The organism is Gammaproteobacteria bacterium (assembly GCA_040183005.1).
GTDB lineage: Bacteria > Pseudomonadota > Gammaproteobacteria.
Genome location: JAMPIW010000007.1, coordinates 461,648 through 477,369 on the forward strand (window position 1 = coordinate 461,648; position 15,722 = coordinate 477,369).

General features: G+C 53.0%; 16 protein-coding genes. 15 read left to right on the plus strand and 1 reads right to left on the minus strand.

Features of this window, described 5'->3' with window-relative positions; all coding sequences use genetic code 11:
* Window positions 1-32 precede the first annotated feature (32 nt).
* Window positions 33-524 (plus strand): TerB family tellurite resistance protein, encoded by a 492-nt coding sequence (locus M3A44_08070; protein MEQ6341598.1) that lies wholly within the window; start codon window positions 33-35, stop codon window positions 522-524.
* 148 nt (window positions 525-672) lie between these two features.
* On the opposite strand, the gene M3A44_08075 is transcribed toward M3A44_08070, so the two are convergent.
* Complete coding sequence (locus M3A44_08075) at window positions 673-2,142, minus strand: M48 family metalloprotease (GenBank protein ID MEQ6341599.1); 1,470 nt, start codon at window positions 2,140-2,142, stop codon at window positions 673-675.
* 375 nt (window positions 2,143-2,517) lie between these two features.
* On the opposite strand from M3A44_08075, the gene M3A44_08080 reads away from it, so the two are divergent.
* From M3A44_08080 to M3A44_08145, 14 genes are all read left to right on the plus strand, one after another.
* Complete coding sequence (locus M3A44_08080) at window positions 2,518-3,477, plus strand: EpsD family peptidyl-prolyl cis-trans isomerase (GenBank protein ID MEQ6341600.1); 960 nt, start codon at window positions 2,518-2,520, stop codon at window positions 3,475-3,477.
* Between the two features lie 109 nt (window positions 3,478-3,586).
* Complete coding sequence (epsE, locus tag M3A44_08085; GenBank protein MEQ6341601.1) at window positions 3,587-4,384, plus strand: polysaccharide export protein EpsE; 798 nt, start codon at window positions 3,587-3,589, stop codon at window positions 4,382-4,384.
* Window positions 4,385-4,600: 216 nt separating this feature from the next.
* Window positions 4,601-5,971, plus strand: a complete 1,371-nt coding sequence (gene epsF / locus M3A44_08090) for a chain length determinant protein EpsF (GenBank protein MEQ6341602.1) — start codon at window positions 4,601-4,603, stop codon at window positions 5,969-5,971.
* Between the two features lie 145 nt (window positions 5,972-6,116).
* A complete protein-coding gene (gene epsG / locus M3A44_08095; GenBank protein ID MEQ6341603.1) occupies window positions 6,117-6,932 on the plus strand; it encodes a chain length determinant protein tyrosine kinase EpsG in 816 nt (271 codons plus the stop codon).
* A gap of 77 nt (window positions 6,933-7,009) precedes the next feature.
* Window positions 7,010-7,936 carry a UTP--glucose-1-phosphate uridylyltransferase GalU gene (gene galU / locus M3A44_08100; GenBank protein MEQ6341604.1) on the plus strand — a complete coding sequence of 309 codons (927 nt, stop codon included), beginning with the start codon at window positions 7,010-7,012 and terminating at the stop codon, window positions 7,934-7,936.
* A 113-nt stretch (window positions 7,937-8,049) separates the two neighbouring features.
* Window positions 8,050-8,346: a nucleotidyltransferase domain-containing protein gene (locus M3A44_08105; protein MEQ6341605.1), complete on the plus strand. Its 297-nt coding sequence runs from the start codon at window positions 8,050-8,052 to the stop codon at window positions 8,344-8,346.
* Entirely contained in the window at window positions 8,337-8,753 is a 417-nt protein-coding gene (locus tag M3A44_08110; protein MEQ6341606.1) for a nucleotidyltransferase substrate binding protein, read from the plus strand. The genes M3A44_08105 and M3A44_08110 overlap by 10 nt, the downstream gene beginning before the upstream one ends.
* A 214-nt stretch (window positions 8,754-8,967) precedes the next feature.
* Window positions 8,968-9,849 (plus strand): exosortase B, encoded by an 882-nt coding sequence (gene xrtB, locus M3A44_08115; GenBank protein ID MEQ6341607.1) that lies wholly within the window; start codon window positions 8,968-8,970, stop codon window positions 9,847-9,849.
* Window positions 9,846-10,568, plus strand: coding sequence for an EpsI family protein (locus M3A44_08120; GenBank protein MEQ6341608.1), 723 nt, complete (start codon window positions 9,846-9,848; stop codon window positions 10,566-10,568). The genes xrtB and M3A44_08120 overlap by 4 nt, the downstream gene beginning before the upstream one ends.
* 136 nt (window positions 10,569-10,704) lie before the next feature.
* A complete protein-coding gene (gene gmd / locus M3A44_08125) occupies window positions 10,705-11,790 on the plus strand; it encodes a GDP-mannose 4,6-dehydratase (protein ID MEQ6341609.1) in 1,086 nt (361 codons plus the stop codon).
* Window positions 11,791-11,796: 6 nt separating this feature from the next.
* Complete coding sequence (locus tag M3A44_08130) at window positions 11,797-12,783, plus strand: GDP-L-fucose synthase (GenBank protein ID MEQ6341610.1); 987 nt, start codon at window positions 11,797-11,799, stop codon at window positions 12,781-12,783.
* A 65-nt stretch (window positions 12,784-12,848) separates the two neighbouring features.
* Window positions 12,849-14,399: a lipopolysaccharide biosynthesis protein gene (locus M3A44_08135; protein MEQ6341611.1), complete on the plus strand. Its 1,551-nt coding sequence runs from the start codon at window positions 12,849-12,851 to the stop codon at window positions 14,397-14,399.
* Window positions 14,396-15,343: a glycosyltransferase family 2 protein gene (locus M3A44_08140; protein MEQ6341612.1), complete on the plus strand. Its 948-nt coding sequence runs from the start codon at window positions 14,396-14,398 to the stop codon at window positions 15,341-15,343. The genes M3A44_08135 and M3A44_08140 overlap by 4 nt, the downstream gene beginning before the upstream one ends.
* Window positions 15,340-15,711 (plus strand): hypothetical protein, encoded by a 372-nt coding sequence (locus M3A44_08145; protein MEQ6341613.1) that lies wholly within the window; start codon window positions 15,340-15,342, stop codon window positions 15,709-15,711. Before M3A44_08140 ends, M3A44_08145 begins: the two co-directional genes overlap by 4 nt.
* Window positions 15,712-15,722: the final 11 nt, after the last annotated feature.

The following is a 15,722-nucleotide window of genomic DNA, read 5'->3' on the forward strand; positions in this document are numbered from 1 at the left end:
GGCAACTAAATAAAATCCTAGGAGATAATTCCATGCTACGTTCCATTCGCCAGTTTTTTGATAGCCGCATCCAGTTGATTGGCGGGGCAGGCCAAGCTGCGGATCCCGAGCATGCGCTGCGTCTGGCGACAGCGGCCCTGCTGGTCGAAATGACCCGCGCCGATCACGATGTCAATGAAAAAGAGCGTGGCGCCGTGTCCGAGGCGGTTCAGCGCATTTTCAATCTGGCGCCGGAAGAAGCGCAGGAGCTGGTGCGGCTTGCCGAGCAGGAGGCGGACGGTGCAACATCATTGTTCCAGTTCACCAGCCTTATCGACAAAAACTTTTCCATGGAACAGAAAAAGCGCGTAGTGGAAATGCTATGGCGCGTCGCTTTCGCCGATGCGCACAAGGACAAGTACGAGGAATATCTGGTGCGCAAAGTTGCCGACTTGCTGCACGTTTCCGACGTCGATTTTATCCGCGCCAGACACAATGTGGAGATGGAGCGCGCAAACAGCGTGCAGTCGTCGTCCAATCGTTAGCCTGAAAACTTAGTTATCCACGAATGCCACGAAAAAACACGAAAATATTCAAATGCATATCGCGTGTTGCTTGCCACTCATCCGGTGATCTGCTGAAGCAGCCCATGCTTTTGTTTTATTTCGTGTTTTTCGTGGACAAAAAGAGGTTTTAAGGTTTAACGCTGCTTGGCTCCGCCAGTGCTCGCTCCTGCAGCTCCTTGAGCCGCGCCTCGATGCGTGAGGCACGGTAAAAATCCTTGTCCTGGACCAGACGCAGCCCGATGTTGAGCTGATCAATCGCGGTGCGCGTCTCGCCGCTCAGGTAATAATATTCCGCCAGTGATTGATGCGCGTCCACAGTGTATCCCGCGTCCTTTTCGGCGCGCGCGAGCAGTGCATATAAAGCAGGGTCTGGGTCGCGGCTCCGGAGATGATCTTTCAGCAGCAATCGGGCTGTCTCAGCCTGCCCGTCATTCAGCAAGGCTTCGGCGTATGTCATGGTAAGGGGATGGTTGTTAGGGAGCAGCTTGAGCGCCTCACCTAATCTCGATACTGCGGCGCCAGGCTGTTTGTCCGCCATGTCGACGTCAGCCGATGCAACCAGATAAGCGATCCGGTTCGGTTCCGTCTCCAGCAGTTTTCTGATTTGGGTTCGCGCTTCGCTGTACCGGTCTGCGGCGAGCAGGGCCAGGGCATAGCCGTAGCGCTCGTCAGTTCTGGCTTGCCGCCCTTTTTTGACCGCGTCTTCAAATGTTTTGATGAGGCTGATTGGGTTTGCTGCGCTCAAAACCCTTAGCTTGGCACGTATCAGGCGATAAGCCTCGCGTTCCGTGTATCCCTTGGCCGAATATTGCTCGGCGCGATTACGCGAGTCCGCGATACGTGACAAAGTGACAGGGTGTGTGCGCAAGAACTCGGGCAGTCTGTTGTCATAGAACCGGCTGGCCTGATGCATACGCTCAAAGAACAGTGGCATGCTGTGTGGATTAAATCCTGCGTTGGCAAGGATTTGCATCCCGAGGCGGTCTGCCTCCTGCTCGTGGGCACGGGTGAAATTCAGCCGGTTTTGCACACTACCCGCCATGGTGGCCATCACTGCTGCCTGCCCGATTTGAGCGTTACCCCCGCTCAGAATCAGCGCCGCGAGCAATGCGGCGGTGGTAGGCACGTTCATTTTGTTGGCCTTTTCAATGGCGCGTGCGAGATGGCGCTGTGTCACGTGCACGATTTCGTGGGCCAGCACCGAGGCCAGCTCGCTCTCAGATTCGGCGGCCAGTATCAGGCCAATGTGTATCCCAATGAACCCGCCGGGTGCGGCAAATGCGTTGATGGAAGGATCATTGATGACAAAAAAGGTGAAGTCCTGGGCGGGGTTGTCGCTGTTCGCCACCAGTTGATAACCCAGAGACTGGATGTATTCAGTGATCTCCGGGTCGTCAACCAGTAGCGTGGATTGCCGAACCTGGCGCATCAAGCCCTCGCCCATCCGCCGTTCTTCGTCGGGGGAGACGATAGCGCCCGAGGTGTCGCCCATGCTGGGCAACTCCACCGCAAAGCCCTGGTTGAGCGGTCCAGCGACGCATGCCAAAAGGCAGGCCAGCCCATAGGCTTTGATTCGTAACTTACCGGAAAGCGTCACTATTTATCCGTTTCAAGCATTGATTCAGTTAATGTGGGGTCTTGATTGGCATTATTCTATAGTGGAGGCGATCATCACTTCAGGGTTTTTTTGTCGACCCGTCGTCAAAGGGCGACGCATTGTTTTGTTATATGCCGCCGCAATGCTGGTTCACGGGGAGACATTTTCGTAATATGTTATACATTGTCTAATTATAACAATAAGATGAGGTCTTTATGGTAAGTGACACATAACATGCAATGAAAAATATGGCATCATGATTGCATTATAGTTCAAGATAGTTCAAGTTAATGATGGTTGTCATGATGCCTGTATGACTACTGATATTGTTTAACGTATAATAATGCACCAACAAAAAGCGTGGGAATAAGGGAAATGCACCAAAAAACATCAAAGTACGCCGGTCTACTGTTTTCTACCTTTTTGCTCGTCACCCTCAGCGCCTGCGGTGACAAGAGTGACACGGGTGGCAAGACCGAAACCGAAACCCAAGTGGTTGCAAAGGTTAACGGTGACGAGATAACGGTCCATCAGCTCAATTTTGAACTCTCCGCCATGGGTCAGGCGGCTGGGCCAGGTGCAGAGCAGCGTATGCGGCAGGTAGGAGAGCAGATCGTCAATCAGCAATTATTGATGCAAAAGGCTATCGAAACCAAGCTGGACCGTGACCCCCGGATCATGCAGGCACTGGAACGGGCGCGGCGCCAAGTGCTGGCTCAGGCCTATCTGGACAAGACAGTGGGGAATGTTACGCCGCCCAGCAAGAGTGAAGCTGATGCTTACTACAGCCAGCATCCCGAATTGTTTTCCAAACGGCGCATTTATCAACTGCGTGAAATTGTGATGGACAAGAGCATTCCTTTTGCTGAGCTTCAGGCGAAGGTGAGCAGCGTGAAATCGCCCGATGAACTGGGCCAATGGCTCCAGGCCAAAAAAGTTGAGGCAAAGGTCGCTAATATAGTAAGGCCTGCGGAACAGTTGCCCTTTGACATGCTGGCAAAAGTATCTCAAATGCAGAATGGTGAAATCGCCGTGTTCGAATCCCCATTAAATAATGTGTTATTATTCCTGGTTGCCAGTCAGGAGCAGCCTTTATCGCAAGAGCAGGCGACGCCAATCATCGAGCGTTTTTTGGCCAACAAGAAACGCAAGGATTTGGCCGAGGCCGAGGTGAAGCGGCTGCGTGAAACGGCCAAAATCGAGTGGTTAGGGAAATTTGCAGCTGGTGCTGCGGCGGATAAAAATGCTCCGGCAGCGGCGGCTGGCCCAGGCGTGAATCATGATCCTAAAAAGGATGACGCAGATTTTATCGGCAAGGGAGTTTCTGATTTTTGATGGAAAGATTGTGGCACGCTGGCCTTTGTCGTTCTGTACCCGCCATGTCACAGTAATGTCATAAATGAGTACCATAATGCGCCATCCTGTTAATCATGAAATTTTGAGCATGTTGAACCGATTCTTTGTTGTTTTCCTTTTCCTGACCACGCTGGGTTTTATGCCCGCGCCGGCTTTAGCCAAGGACTATGTTCTCGGGGCTGGCGATGTTGTGCGTATTACGGTATATGAACATACCGATCTCAGCACGCTAACCAGAATAAGCCAGACGGGGGGTATCTCCTTCCCGCTCATCGGTGAAGTGTTTATCGCGGGAATGAAAGAGCGCGAAGCCGAGGCTAAAATCGGCGCGCTCCTTCAGCAAGGCGGATTCGTCAAATCACCCCAAGTCAATTTGATAGTCGAACAGTACCGCAGCCAGCAGGTTTCAGTGTTGGGTGAGGTGAACAAGCCAGGCATGTACACGATCGACCGGGGCAGCAAAGTGGTGGATTTGCTGGCCATGGCGGGCGGCGTGAACGCCAGTGGCGGCGATGCCGCGGTGCTGATCAAGAAAAATGGCAGCGAAGGGATCGGTGGACGCCCCATTGACCTGCTGGCTCTCCTGCAAAAAGGCGACATGACCCAGAATATGGAGGTCACCGACGGTGATATCGTGTACGTCCCGCGCATGGAGGTATTTTATATCTACGGCGAGGTGCAGCGCCCCGGCTCCTACCGACTGCAAAGAGACATGACTGTGATGCAGGCATTGTCCATGGGCGGAGGTCTGACGCAACGCGGCACTCAGCGCGGTATACAAATCAAACGCAAGGATGCCAAGGGTGCGCTAACATCAATCAGCGCTGAACTGTTTGATGTTCTGAGGCCTGATGACGTGGTTTACGTCAAGGAAAGCCTGTTTTGATGCGTTTGTTTTACACGGTAATTGCGTGCTCAGGGTACTCTAAAAAATTTTCACTCCGAGCTTGGTCGTAGTCCAGATAGTTTTTAATTGGATTCCCGCCCCCATCCTCGGATTTATGTCCTTCGGGTATCCGCGAGGGGCAGGTAATTACACGGAAGTGAGGAAAATTAACAGATATTCCCGTAACCAACATTCAAAGAGGCATGGCTCCATATCATGAGCTTTCAGCAATTTCTGCAAATCCTGCGTGCGAGATACCGTCTTATCCTTTTTACCCTGCTGATTACAGTGGGTGCCACAGCTGCGGTGACTTATTACCTGCCCAATCAATACACCGCCAGCGCTGTTTTAGTGGTCGACTTCAAGGAGCCAGTGACGGATGGCATGTCTTCGTCGCTGCCTCTGCAACTTTCCCCTAGTTATATGGCTACCCAACTGGACATCCTCAGAAGCCGTAAGGTCGCGCTCAAAGTAATCGACACCCTTAAGTTAGTTGATGCTCCAGTGGTGCGGGATCAGTTTCTTGAGGCCACCGAAGGAAAGGGGTCGATTCGTGACTGGTTAGCCGATGCCTTGCTCAAGAAGCTGGAGGTGGAACCCTCGCGCGAGAGCCGTCTTATGACGGTTAATTATGAATCCACCGACCCTCGGTTTGCCGCCGCCCTGGCCAACGCCTTTGCCCAGGCCTATATTGACACCACGCTGGAGTTGAGCGTCGAGCCAGCGCGCAAAAGCGCGGAGTGGTTCGATAAACAGCAAGCGGGCTTGCGCACTCGGGTAGAAGAGGCGCAGCGCAAGCTGTCTGCATACCAGCAGATCAAAAGCATCACCGCGACGGACGAACGGCTGGATGTTGAGACGGCGCGCCTTGCCGAGCTTACCAGCCAGATGGTGCTCGCCCAGGCCCAAACCTACGACTCCGAAAGCCGCCAGCGGCAAATGGAAGAGATGCTCGCAAAAGGCGCCTCCATGGAAACCCTGCCTGAGGTTTTAGCCAATGGTTTTATCCAGAGCCTCAAAGGCGAACTGCTGCGCCAGGAAGCCAAGCTGGCGGAGTTGTCCGAACAATTGGGTGCCAACCATCCCCAGTATCAACGTGCCGTAGCGGAAGTGAAAAACCTGCGTGAAAAGCTCACCAAGGAAATGACCTCTATAACCAGCGGCATAAGAAACAACACCAAGCTGGCGCACAGCCGCGAGGAGTCGATAAGGGCGTCTGTAGCGGCGCAGAAGGCCAAGGTGCTGCAATTTAAACAATCGCGCGATGAAATACCCACGCTGATTCGTGAGGTAGAGAGTGCCCAGCGTTCCTATGACGCCGCGCTGGAACGTTTTAACCAATCCACCCTGCAAAGTCGCGTCAACCAGACCAATGTGGTGCTGCTCAATCCCGCCGTTGAAGCTGTTAAACCGTCCAGTCCCAAAGTGTTATTGAATCTGGCGTTGTCAGTATTTCTTGGTACGATGCTGGGGCTTGGGATGGCTTTGCTGTTCGAGATGCTGGATCGGCGGGTACGTACCGGTCAGGATTTGACCGAAGCCTTAGGGTTCCCTGTGCTCGGCATACTTGAAAAAGGCAAGGCTTAAAAAGCCAGTAACATTTCCAAGGAATCAAGAGCGATAAACCATGCGATTAACCGGCACGAAAGAAAAGTCCACCATCATTGCATCTGACTTGGATGCGGAATCTTTATTCGCGACAGAGGCGCCGCTGCAACTGGTAGGCCGCAACATGGGCGCAATTCTGGTGGATTCCGGAAAGCTCAAGCTGGAAGATGTCGAACGCATACTGCGCCTGCAAAAAGAGCAGGGGTTGCGCTTTGGAGATGCAGCGCTCAAGCTCAAATTGGTCAGTGCGGAAGATATTCAGCATGCACTATCCAAACAGTTTGCATACGCTTATCTCCGCCCAGGGGAGGGCGGTTTTGCCAATGATCTGGTGGCGGCCTATAAGCCCTTCAGCACGCAAGTCGAGGCCCTGCGCGCCTTGCGCAGCCAATTGATGCTGCGCTGGTTTAACGATGAGCACAAGACCCTTTCCATTGTCAGCCCAGGCGCACAAGAAGGCCGCAGTTACCTTGCCGCCAATCTGGCTGTGATATTTTCCCAGCTTGGTGAGCGCACCCTGTTGATTGATGCCGACCTGCGCAATCCCCGCCAGCACGTCATTTTTAACCTGTCCCGCAGCACAGGGCTGACATCCATACTGGCTGGCCGCGCGGGGCAAGACGCCATCGCGCGCATTCCTTACTTTGCCGACCTCTCCGTTCTGGCGGCCGGTCCCATTCCTCCCAATCCGCTGGAGCTTTTGGGGCGCCCTGAGTTTTCGGGGTTGCTGGACGATCTAAGCCAGCGCTATGATGTCGTTCTTATCGACACGCCGGCTGGCGGCGTGTATACCGATGCCATGACAATTGTGGCGCGTGCGGGTGGCGCACTGATGTTGACACGCAAGGATCATACCCGCCTTGGCGCAGCCAAAGCTCTCGCATCCCAACTCGCCGCCTCTGACGCGGCGGTAATCGGTAGCGTGCTTAACAAATATTGATGTGATTGGTTTGATCTCTACTACCCTGGAGCGCAACGCCTCAAGGATTTGGTGAAACAGAGAAGGAATAGCTTTATATGAAAAAGACCATCACAAAAGCCGTTTTTCCAGTAGCCGGCATGGGCACCCGATTCCTGCCCGCCACCAAGGCCAACCCCAAGGAAATGCTGCCGATCGTCGACAAGCCGCTGATCCAATATGCGGCAGAAGAGGCTATTTCAGCCGGAATCAAAGAACTGATCTTCGTCACCAGTAGCAATAAGCGCTCAATAGAAGATCATTTCGACAAAAATTACGAGCTGGAAGCAGAGCTGATAAAGCGCGACAAGCAGCAACTGCTGGATATCGTGCATGGCATACTGCCCAAAGGTGTATCGTGCGTATATGTGCGCCAGCCTGAGGCGCGCGGATTGGGTCATGCTGTTTTGTGCGCCAGGCCGGTAGTCGGCAATGAACCATTCGCCGTTATCCTCGCCGACGACCTGATCGACGATGGTGGCGCGGGTTGTCTCGCGCAAATGGTGCAGCAGTTCGAGCAACAAGGATGCAGTCTGCTGGGTGTGGAAGAAATCGCCCCCGATGAAACCGACAAATACGGCATTGTCGATGCGACTCCCTGGTGCGAAAGACTGGCCCGCGTCGATGCCATCGTCGAAAAACCCAGGCCCGATGTCGCGCCGTCCACGCTGGCGGTGGTTGGGCGTTACATTTTGAACCCACAAATTTTTGACCTCCTGGAAAACCAATCTGCCGGTGCCGGCGGTGAGATCCAGCTTACCGACGCCATTGCCCGGCTGCTGCAAGAATCCCTCGTATTGGCGTACCGTTTTCAGGGCAAACGCTACGACTGCGGCAGCAAACTCGGCTATCTCGAAGCCACCGTGCAATACGCCTTAAAACACCCGGAACTGGGGCAGGACTTTAAAAACTATTTGCAATCATTAGAGAGTCGTTTAGAGAACCCTTCAGCGCATAGTGAACAACCACGCTACCGTATTGTTTGACGAGAAATGTAGGTTGGGTCCGCTTCGCTTGACCTAACCCACTTTAGTTGGACAGTATTGGGATTAAACTCAAGAAAAATGCATCAGGAACATGATATTTCATGGGGGTTGAGATGAACCGCCAGCAGATGATCGAGCGCTCTGAGTCCTATCTGCGCGAGCTACTTCGGGCGAACCTGCCGCCCGGTACGCCGGTCTATCTCTTCGGTTCCCGCGCACGGGGGGACGGGCGTTGGAACTCGGATTTTGATCTCTGGATCGACGCCGACGTTGATCCGTCAACACTCTCCAGGTTTGGCGACGTGCTGGAGGAGTCTTTTGTCCCGTTTCACGTCGACTTCGTCACAACACGCCAGCTTGCCGGCCAGTTCGGCGCAGCAGTTCGCCAGGAGGCCAAGCGATGGATGTGAGGCTCCAATCTTTTTCTGAGGCCCTGGAGAGCTTTGCTTATCTGGCCAACGTCGATATCGCAGCACTGTCGGCCACGCTCGACCCGCGCCTGATCGACGGGCTGCAAAATGGGAAAGTACAGAAATTCGAATACACGCTGGAGCTTTGCTGGAAAGCAATCAAAGAATTTGTTAAACAGAATGAAGGCATAGATGAGGCATCGCCCAAGAAAGTGGCCAAGGCATTCTATCTTTCGGGTTACATACCCGAGGGTGACTATCTGGCGCTGATCCAGGCCATCGACGACCGAAACAAGCTCAGCCACATCTACGAAAAACGTGAGTTCGACTTGATCCTTGCGCGACTACCCGAGTATGCCGGCCTCCTGCAACGGATTCTCGACTCCATGAAACGGGTGGCAAGCTAACCATGAATTATGAGTCCGTTGGTCAGGATGTGGTTGAAAATCATTGTCTGAAATACGCACCCTCTCCCGCACGCGGGAGAGGGTGGGGCGCACACACTCAAGCTGTCACAATAATCATCGATAATTTCTGTAGGCATGTGACGAAATTTTTTCGCGCCAAGAAACAAATAGCTTAAGAGTAAACATGTCAACCACAGCAACTTCAGGCGCGGCTATGTTACAAGGCGCTACCAGCTCCCTCAGGCAAACATGGCCCGTATTATTGGGCCTGCTTGTTCTGTATGTGCCCACTTTCTATGATCTTTTGACCGGACTGTGGAGCTCGGAAGAGCAGGCGCATGGCCCCATGATACTTTTGCTTTCTGCTTGGCTAATTTATCGAAAATGGCCGCAAATGCTACAAGCCAGTGAGGGAAAATCCACTTCACTGGTGGGTTGGCCGCTCTTTATTTGTGCCCTACTGCTATATATCGTTGGGCGTTCGCAGAGTATTCTGATTTTTGAGATTGGCTCATTTATATTGTTGCTGGCCTCCATATTTTTGCTGATGCGTGGTGGCAGTGCATTGAAGGTGCTGTGGTTTCCGTTGTTTTTTATGCTGTTCATGATTCCGCTGCCCGGCACGTTGGTGTCCGTTTTGACGTTGCCAATGAAAATGGCCGTATCGTATGTGACGGAGCACATTCTATTCTGGCTCGGTTACCCCATCGCACGCACGGGTGTAATCTTGCAGATTGGACAGTATCAATTACTCGTGGCTGATGCCTGTGCGGGTCTACAAACGCTGTTGACTTTGGAAGCCTTGGGCCTCTTTTACCTTAATGTTGTTCGGCACACCTCTGTTTTTCGTAACGTAGCCCTTGCCATCTTAATTGTGCCCATTTCATTTACCGCAAATGTTATCCGCGTCATGGTGCTTACGCTAATTACCTACCATCTCGGTGATGAGGCGGGTCAAGGGTTTTTGCATGGATTTGCGGGCTTAGTGCTATTCGTCAGTGCATTGCTGCTGATTATAGGGTTGGATTCCCTATTACAGTTGGCTGTAAAAGCAAGGGGGGCTCTTCATGCTGTACCCCCCAGGAACGTGTCATGACTAAGTCGTTAATGATTGGTCTTATTCTTGGTACACTAATGATGTTGGCTGCTGTATTAACCAAGGCCATGACGCCTACTATCCATTTGTCAAAGAGTCGTCCAGCGCTTGAGCTTAGCACAGCCATCCCTTTACAATTTGGCGAGTGGAGGGAAGAGAAAAAACTAGCCTCTGTTGTGGTGAATCCACAAGTGGAAGCTACGATTAAAAGGATTTACACTCAAACGCTTTCGCGTACTTACATCAATAACAATGGGGAGCGGATCATGCTCTCCATCGCTTACGGTAACGACCAAAGAGATGCGGTTCAACTTCATTACCCTGAAGTCTGCTACCCCGCCCAAGGCTTCCAGGTCATCTCCAATCGACAAGGTGCTCTGGTAACATCGCAAGGCATAATCCCCGTTCGACGCCTTGAAACCAATTTCTCTAACCAGCGATTTGAGCCGGTGACTTACTGGACGACCGTCGGTGATGAAGCTGTCACAGGCGGGATAAGCAAAAAAATTGCCGAAATGCGTTATGGCCTTAAGGGCGAAATACCCGATGGGTTGCTTTTTCGTGTTTCATCTATCAACGCAGATACCCAAGCTGCTTTCGCGCTTCAGGAGTCATTTGCCAAGGCTTTATTGAATGAGTTGCAACCAGATATGCGACTTCGCCTTGCGGGCCTTGGCGCACCAGGCAAGGTTGGCGTCAAAGCTGCTACTCTTAGATAGGCGAAATAGTCGTAAATTTTTTTAAGCATAGGGCATATCTAAAGCTTGGCTGCTCGTAATTTTTCAGCGAGCTTCAAAATAAGCGATCACGATCAAAGTTAATTGATAACCCGATTTTACAAGCGAAGGGGCAGTAATGAACAAAAAAGCACTCATAACAGGCATCACTGGGCAAGATGGTGCTTATCTTGCCGAGCTGTTGTTGAGCAAGGGCTACGAGGTTCACGGCATTAAGCGCCGTGCCTCGCTGTTCAACACAGATCGTATTGATCATTTGTACCAGGATCCTCATGTTTCCAACCGTAATCTCGTCCTACACTACGGCGATCTGACGGACTCTACCAACCTCATTCGCATCATCCAGCAGGTGCAGCCGGATGAGATCTACAATCTTGCCGCCATGAGTCATGTTGCGGTCAGTTTTGAGACCCCGGAATACACCGCCAATGCCGATGGGATTGGCACGCTACGCATCCTCGAAGCCATTCGCATACTTGGTTTGGAAAAGAAGACCCGTTTCTATCAGGCCTCCACCTCCGAACTTTATGGTCTGGTACAAGAAACCCCGCAGAAGGAAACCACACCTTTCTACCCGCGCAGCCCTTACGCAGTGGCCAAACTCTACGCCTACTGGATCACTGTTAACTACCGTGAAGCCTATGGCATGTATGCCTGTAACGGCGTCCTGTTTAACCATGAATCCCCGTTGCGTGGTGAAACCTTCGTTACACGTAAGATCACCAGAGCGCTTGCCCGCATCAAACTCAACCTGCAAGATTGCCTCTACCTCGGCAATATGGATTCCCTGCGTGATTGGGGCCATGCAAAAGACTACGTTGAAATGCAGTGGCTCATGCTCCAGCAGGACAAGCCGGATGATTTCGTTATCGCCACCGGTATACAGTACAGTGTGCGCGACTTCGTCAACGCCGCCGCCAAGGAGCTAGGAATTCAGATCACTTGGCAAGGCGAAGGTGTTGATGAAACGGGCACAGATCATAATGGTAAGGTCATCGTCAAGGTTGATCCGCGCTACTTCCGCCCCACAGAAGTGGAGACACTCCTCGGTGACCCTACAAAGGCCAAAGAAAAGCTCGGCTGGACACCAAAGACGAGTTTCAAAGACCTCGTGGCCGAAATGGTTCGCGAAGATCTCAAGAGTGCTGAGCGTGACGAACTGGTTAAAAAACATGGCTTCGCTGCCTATGATTTTCATGAGTAATTGGTAATGGATCAGAATGCGAAGATCTACATCGCCGGGCACCGTGGGCTTGTGGGTTCCGCCATCGTGCGCAACCTTCAGGCGAAGGGTTACACCAACCTCCTGACACGCACGCATGCCGAACTCGACCTCACTGATCAGAAAGCCACTGATACCTTCTTTGCAGAAGAGAGGCCCGACTATGTCTTTCTGGCGGCCGCCAAGGTCGGCGGCATTCTGGCCAACAACCTCTATCCCGCCGAGTTCATCCGTGACAACCTCGTCATTCAGACCAACATCATCCATGCGGCATACAAGAACAATGCAAAGCGCTTGATGTTCTTGGGCTCCAGTTGTATCTACCCCAAGCTGGCACCACAGCCGATGAAGGAAGAGTATTTGCTCACTGGCCCGCTGGAACCGACTAACCGGCCTTACGCCCTTGCCAAGATTGCAGGCATTGAAATGTGCTGGAGTTATAACCGGCAATACGGCACGAAATATCTCGCTGTAATGCCTACTAACCTCTATGGTCCGGGGGATAACTATGACCTTAACAATAGCCACGTTATCCCGGCGCTGATCCGCAAGTTTCACGAAGCCAAGGCCAGCAATGCCTCCACTGTTATTGTGTGGGGTACCGGCACTCCACGCCGCGAGTTTCTCTATAGCGAAGACATGGCCGATGCCTGCGTTTACCTGATGAATCTGCCGGATGTGCAGTTCGTCAAGCTGCTGGGGCAGGACCGCAATGATGGCTTGCCGCCGCTAATGAACGTCGGGGTGGGCGAGGACCTCACCATTCGCGAACTGGCCGAAACCGTTTCAAGTGTGGTCGGTTTTGAAGGTGAACTGGTTTTTGACGCCAGCAAACCCGATGGCACACCGCGTAAGCTGCTGGACGTTGAGCGATTGAATGCCTTGGGCTGGAAGGCCGCCACCACCATGCAGGACGGACTGACTAAGACCTATCAGAATTTCATCGCCGTAAACCACGTAGGAGGCGAACGGTAGATGCTCGCAGTGACCTCATTCAGAACTGAGATGTGCTGCATTGATAAATCGGTTCGAGGCTTGCCATGACAGACGGTGGGCAGGCGAGCCTAGGGTCGCGCAGCATTACGGCTTTTCTGTGGGGGGGCGGGGGGGCGTTTCTTCGTCTGTTCCTACAAATAAGCGCCCAGGTGGTGCTAGCACGGGTGCTGGGGCCTGAACAGTATGGCCTGTTTGCCATGGGTGTGATGGTGATGAGCTTTTCCGCGTTTTTTTCCGATGTTGGCCTTGCCTACGGGCTGATCCAGCGCCAGCATCTGGACAGCACCCACATCCGTTTTGTCTTCACCTGGCAGCTTGTGCTGGGGCTGGTTGCCACTGGCGTACTGGCTAGTCTGTCGGGAGTGTTGGCCGAATTCTTTCGCGAGCCGAAAATGGTGCCGCTCATGCTTGCGCTGGCGCCGCTAGCGCTAGTGCAGGCGGCTAGTGCGGTGTCGCTTAATTTGCTGCAGCGCGAGCTGGATTTCAAGTCGTTGCAGATCGCCCAGACGATTGCCTATTTTGTCGCCTATGTTTGCTTGGGTATTCCGCTTGCCTTGGCGGGTGCGCAGGTGTGGGCGCTGGTGGTGGCCTGGGCTGTGCAAAGCCTGCTGTCGCTGGTGCTGATGTATCGGGTGACGGGTCACCCGCTTGGGCTGCTGTTCCGGCATGGTGATGCGCGAAGCATGGGGCATTTCGGTGGCACCGTGCTGCTGACAAATATGACCAATTGGTTCATCGGCAATATTGATCGCGTAGTGTTGGCGCGCACGCTGTCCACTGCTTCGGTGGGCCTGTACGTCAACGCCTACAATCTGGTCTACGCGCCTGCCAGTACGCTGCAGAGTTTCATGCAGCCGGTCATGTATTCTGCCTGCGCCAAGATGCAGGACGATCCCGGGCGCATTCGCAATGTCTACCTGATGTTGATGGCGGGAATTACGCTGGGGATCATGCCGGTTTTTTTTGCGATGGCAGCAGTGGCCGATACCTTGGTGCTGGGCCTGTATGGTCAGCATTGGGCAGGGGCGGCCGAGGTATTGCGACCGATTGCACTGGCGATGCCGATCATGTTGCTGTGGGGCATTACGACGCCGGTACTGTGGAGCTCGGGGCGGGCCACGCTGGAATTCAAATTTCAGCTTCCGCTGGTTGTGCTGTGGCTGATCGCCGCTTTGCTGGCGGTTCAGTATTCGCTGGCCGCGCTGGCCTGGACCGTACTGGGGCTGTTTCTGCTCAGAACCCTGCTGTTCACTGTGATTGCAGCGCGCGTGCTGGGGGCGGAGCTGGCTGACTGTGTGCTGGCCTTGCGTGGCGGCATGGCGCTCAGCGGTTTGACCAGTCTGACCGCCTGGTCGGTGGATTGCTTGCTTGCTGTCTGGCTGCCGGATGCTCTGGCCCGATTGCCGGGCGTGATTATCCTGTGCGGCCTGACAGTACTGCTGGCATTCAAATGGCTGCCCGGCCTGTTGGCCACATCACTGGCGAATCAGCTGGAACCGCAGGTTGACCGTTTGCCAACCCGCGCGGCGAGACTGGTTCGCTGGGGGATGTCAGCGCAGCTGCGTGGTTCCAGACTCGATAGGTACAAGTTATGATTGCTCAAGTGCTTCCCACAATCTCGGTTGTCATCCCGCTGTATAACAAGCCGCAGTATGTGCGGCGCGCCGTGGAATCGGCGTTGGCGCAGGGTGATGCCATTCTGGAAGTTGTAGTGGTCGACGATGGCTCCACCGACGACAGCGCGGCGCGGGTGAAAGCACTAAACCACGTGAAAGTCCGGTTGGTGGAAAAGCCTAATGGTGGCGTGTCTTCAGCTCGCAATCGGGGAATCGAGGAGGCGCGTGGTGAGTTTATTGCGTTTCTGGATGCGGACGACCTCTATCTACCGGGATTCATCGACGAAATCATCGGCCTAATCCGGATGTTTCCTGAAGCGACAGTGTATGCGACAAGCTATACATTTGTTTGGTCAGATAGCAAAAGGAAAAATGCTTTGTTACCGCGCAGCATCAAGAAAACCAAACCGCAAATCGTCGAACAACTATTCTCCGCATTTTCACGCTCGACCATTTTTTCTATCTCATCTTCAGCCTGCGTGCGCCGTCAAGCAATGGTTAGGCATAATATATATTTCCCAGAGGGTGAAAACGTAGGCGAAGATCAGGACGTGATTTTCAGACTGGCCGAAAAAGGAACCATCGCGTTTTCACCGCGATTCCTCGCGGAATACACTCAAGGGATATCGAACAGCCTATACAGTGTGCTTCCGCTTGACCTCCCGCCTTGTTACCTTAGATTGGCGGAGAGGATGAAGTCAAAGGGTTTCCCGGACAATCAAAGAAAAGGGGCGGCACGGCTGCTTTCCGTGAGCTACCTGAACGTGACGCGTACCAATATAGAACATGGCAAACGCAAGCGTGCAGCGAGGGTATTGTTTCATCCGCGTGCATTTTTTCATTGGACTTACTGGATCAGAACACTGGTGCGGTTTTGTTTGCCGGTTAATTTGTTTCGAACTAGGTGGCTGCGGCGAATATGAAAGACCTGCTGCTCTCTAACGGTTTTCAGCCAAGTTACGAAAAGGGCTTTGCCAATGGAATTGCCGAGAATGGAATTAGTGTCGAGTTGATATCTTCGGATCGCACATTGGCAAAGGAGCTTGATCACCGGATTCAAATCAATAATTTACGTGGCAGTCAGGATCCATTCAGCTCAACTTACGCAAAAGCCGTCAACTTGATTCTTTATGCAGATAGCCGTATCCGTTGTTGTACATCTAATTGGCCTATTCATTCGCCCAACGGCGCCCTTTCTGTGGTGGGGTTATGCGCAGTCGAACTGATGCAATCTGTCCTTGTCATTGGCAAAGCTAGGCAATATTGGAAACGGTTAGAGGCACACATATGAATTCTCTACCC

Bases quoted from the DNA above. Each gene is read 5' to 3' on its own strand.
- M3A44_08135 (MEQ6341611.1), top strand. From the start codon at position 12,849: ATGACAGACGGTGGGCAGGCGAGCCTAGGGTCGCGCAGCATTACGGCT.
- M3A44_08070 (MEQ6341598.1), top strand. From the start codon at position 33: ATGCTACGTTCCATTCGCCAGTTTTTTGATAGCCGCATCCAGTTGATT.
- M3A44_08110 (MEQ6341606.1), top strand. From the start codon at position 8,337: ATGGATGTGAGGCTCCAATCTTTTTCTGAGGCCCTGGAGAGCTTTGCT.
- M3A44_08145 (MEQ6341613.1), top strand. From the start codon at position 15,340: ATGAAAGACCTGCTGCTCTCTAACGGTTTTCAGCCAAGTTACGAAAAG.
- M3A44_08105 (MEQ6341605.1), top strand. From the start codon at position 8,050: ATGAACCGCCAGCAGATGATCGAGCGCTCTGAGTCCTATCTGCGCGAG.
- M3A44_08080 (MEQ6341600.1), top strand. From the start codon at position 2,518: ATGCACCAAAAAACATCAAAGTACGCCGGTCTACTGTTTTCTACCTTT.
- M3A44_08130 (MEQ6341610.1), top strand. From the start codon at position 11,797: ATGGATCAGAATGCGAAGATCTACATCGCCGGGCACCGTGGGCTTGTG.
- M3A44_08140 (MEQ6341612.1), top strand. From the start codon at position 14,396: ATGATTGCTCAAGTGCTTCCCACAATCTCGGTTGTCATCCCGCTGTAT.
- gmd (MEQ6341609.1), top strand. From the start codon at position 10,705: ATGAACAAAAAAGCACTCATAACAGGCATCACTGGGCAAGATGGTGCT.
- epsF (MEQ6341602.1), top strand. From the start codon at position 4,601: ATGAGCTTTCAGCAATTTCTGCAAATCCTGCGTGCGAGATACCGTCTT.
- xrtB (MEQ6341607.1), top strand. From the start codon at position 8,968: ATGTTACAAGGCGCTACCAGCTCCCTCAGGCAAACATGGCCCGTATTA.
- galU (MEQ6341604.1), top strand. From the start codon at position 7,010: ATGAAAAAGACCATCACAAAAGCCGTTTTTCCAGTAGCCGGCATGGGC.
- epsG (MEQ6341603.1), top strand. From the start codon at position 6,117: ATGGGCGCAATTCTGGTGGATTCCGGAAAGCTCAAGCTGGAAGATGTC.
- epsE (MEQ6341601.1), top strand. From the start codon at position 3,587: ATGTTGAACCGATTCTTTGTTGTTTTCCTTTTCCTGACCACGCTGGGT.
- M3A44_08120 (MEQ6341608.1), top strand. From the start codon at position 9,846: ATGACTAAGTCGTTAATGATTGGTCTTATTCTTGGTACACTAATGATG.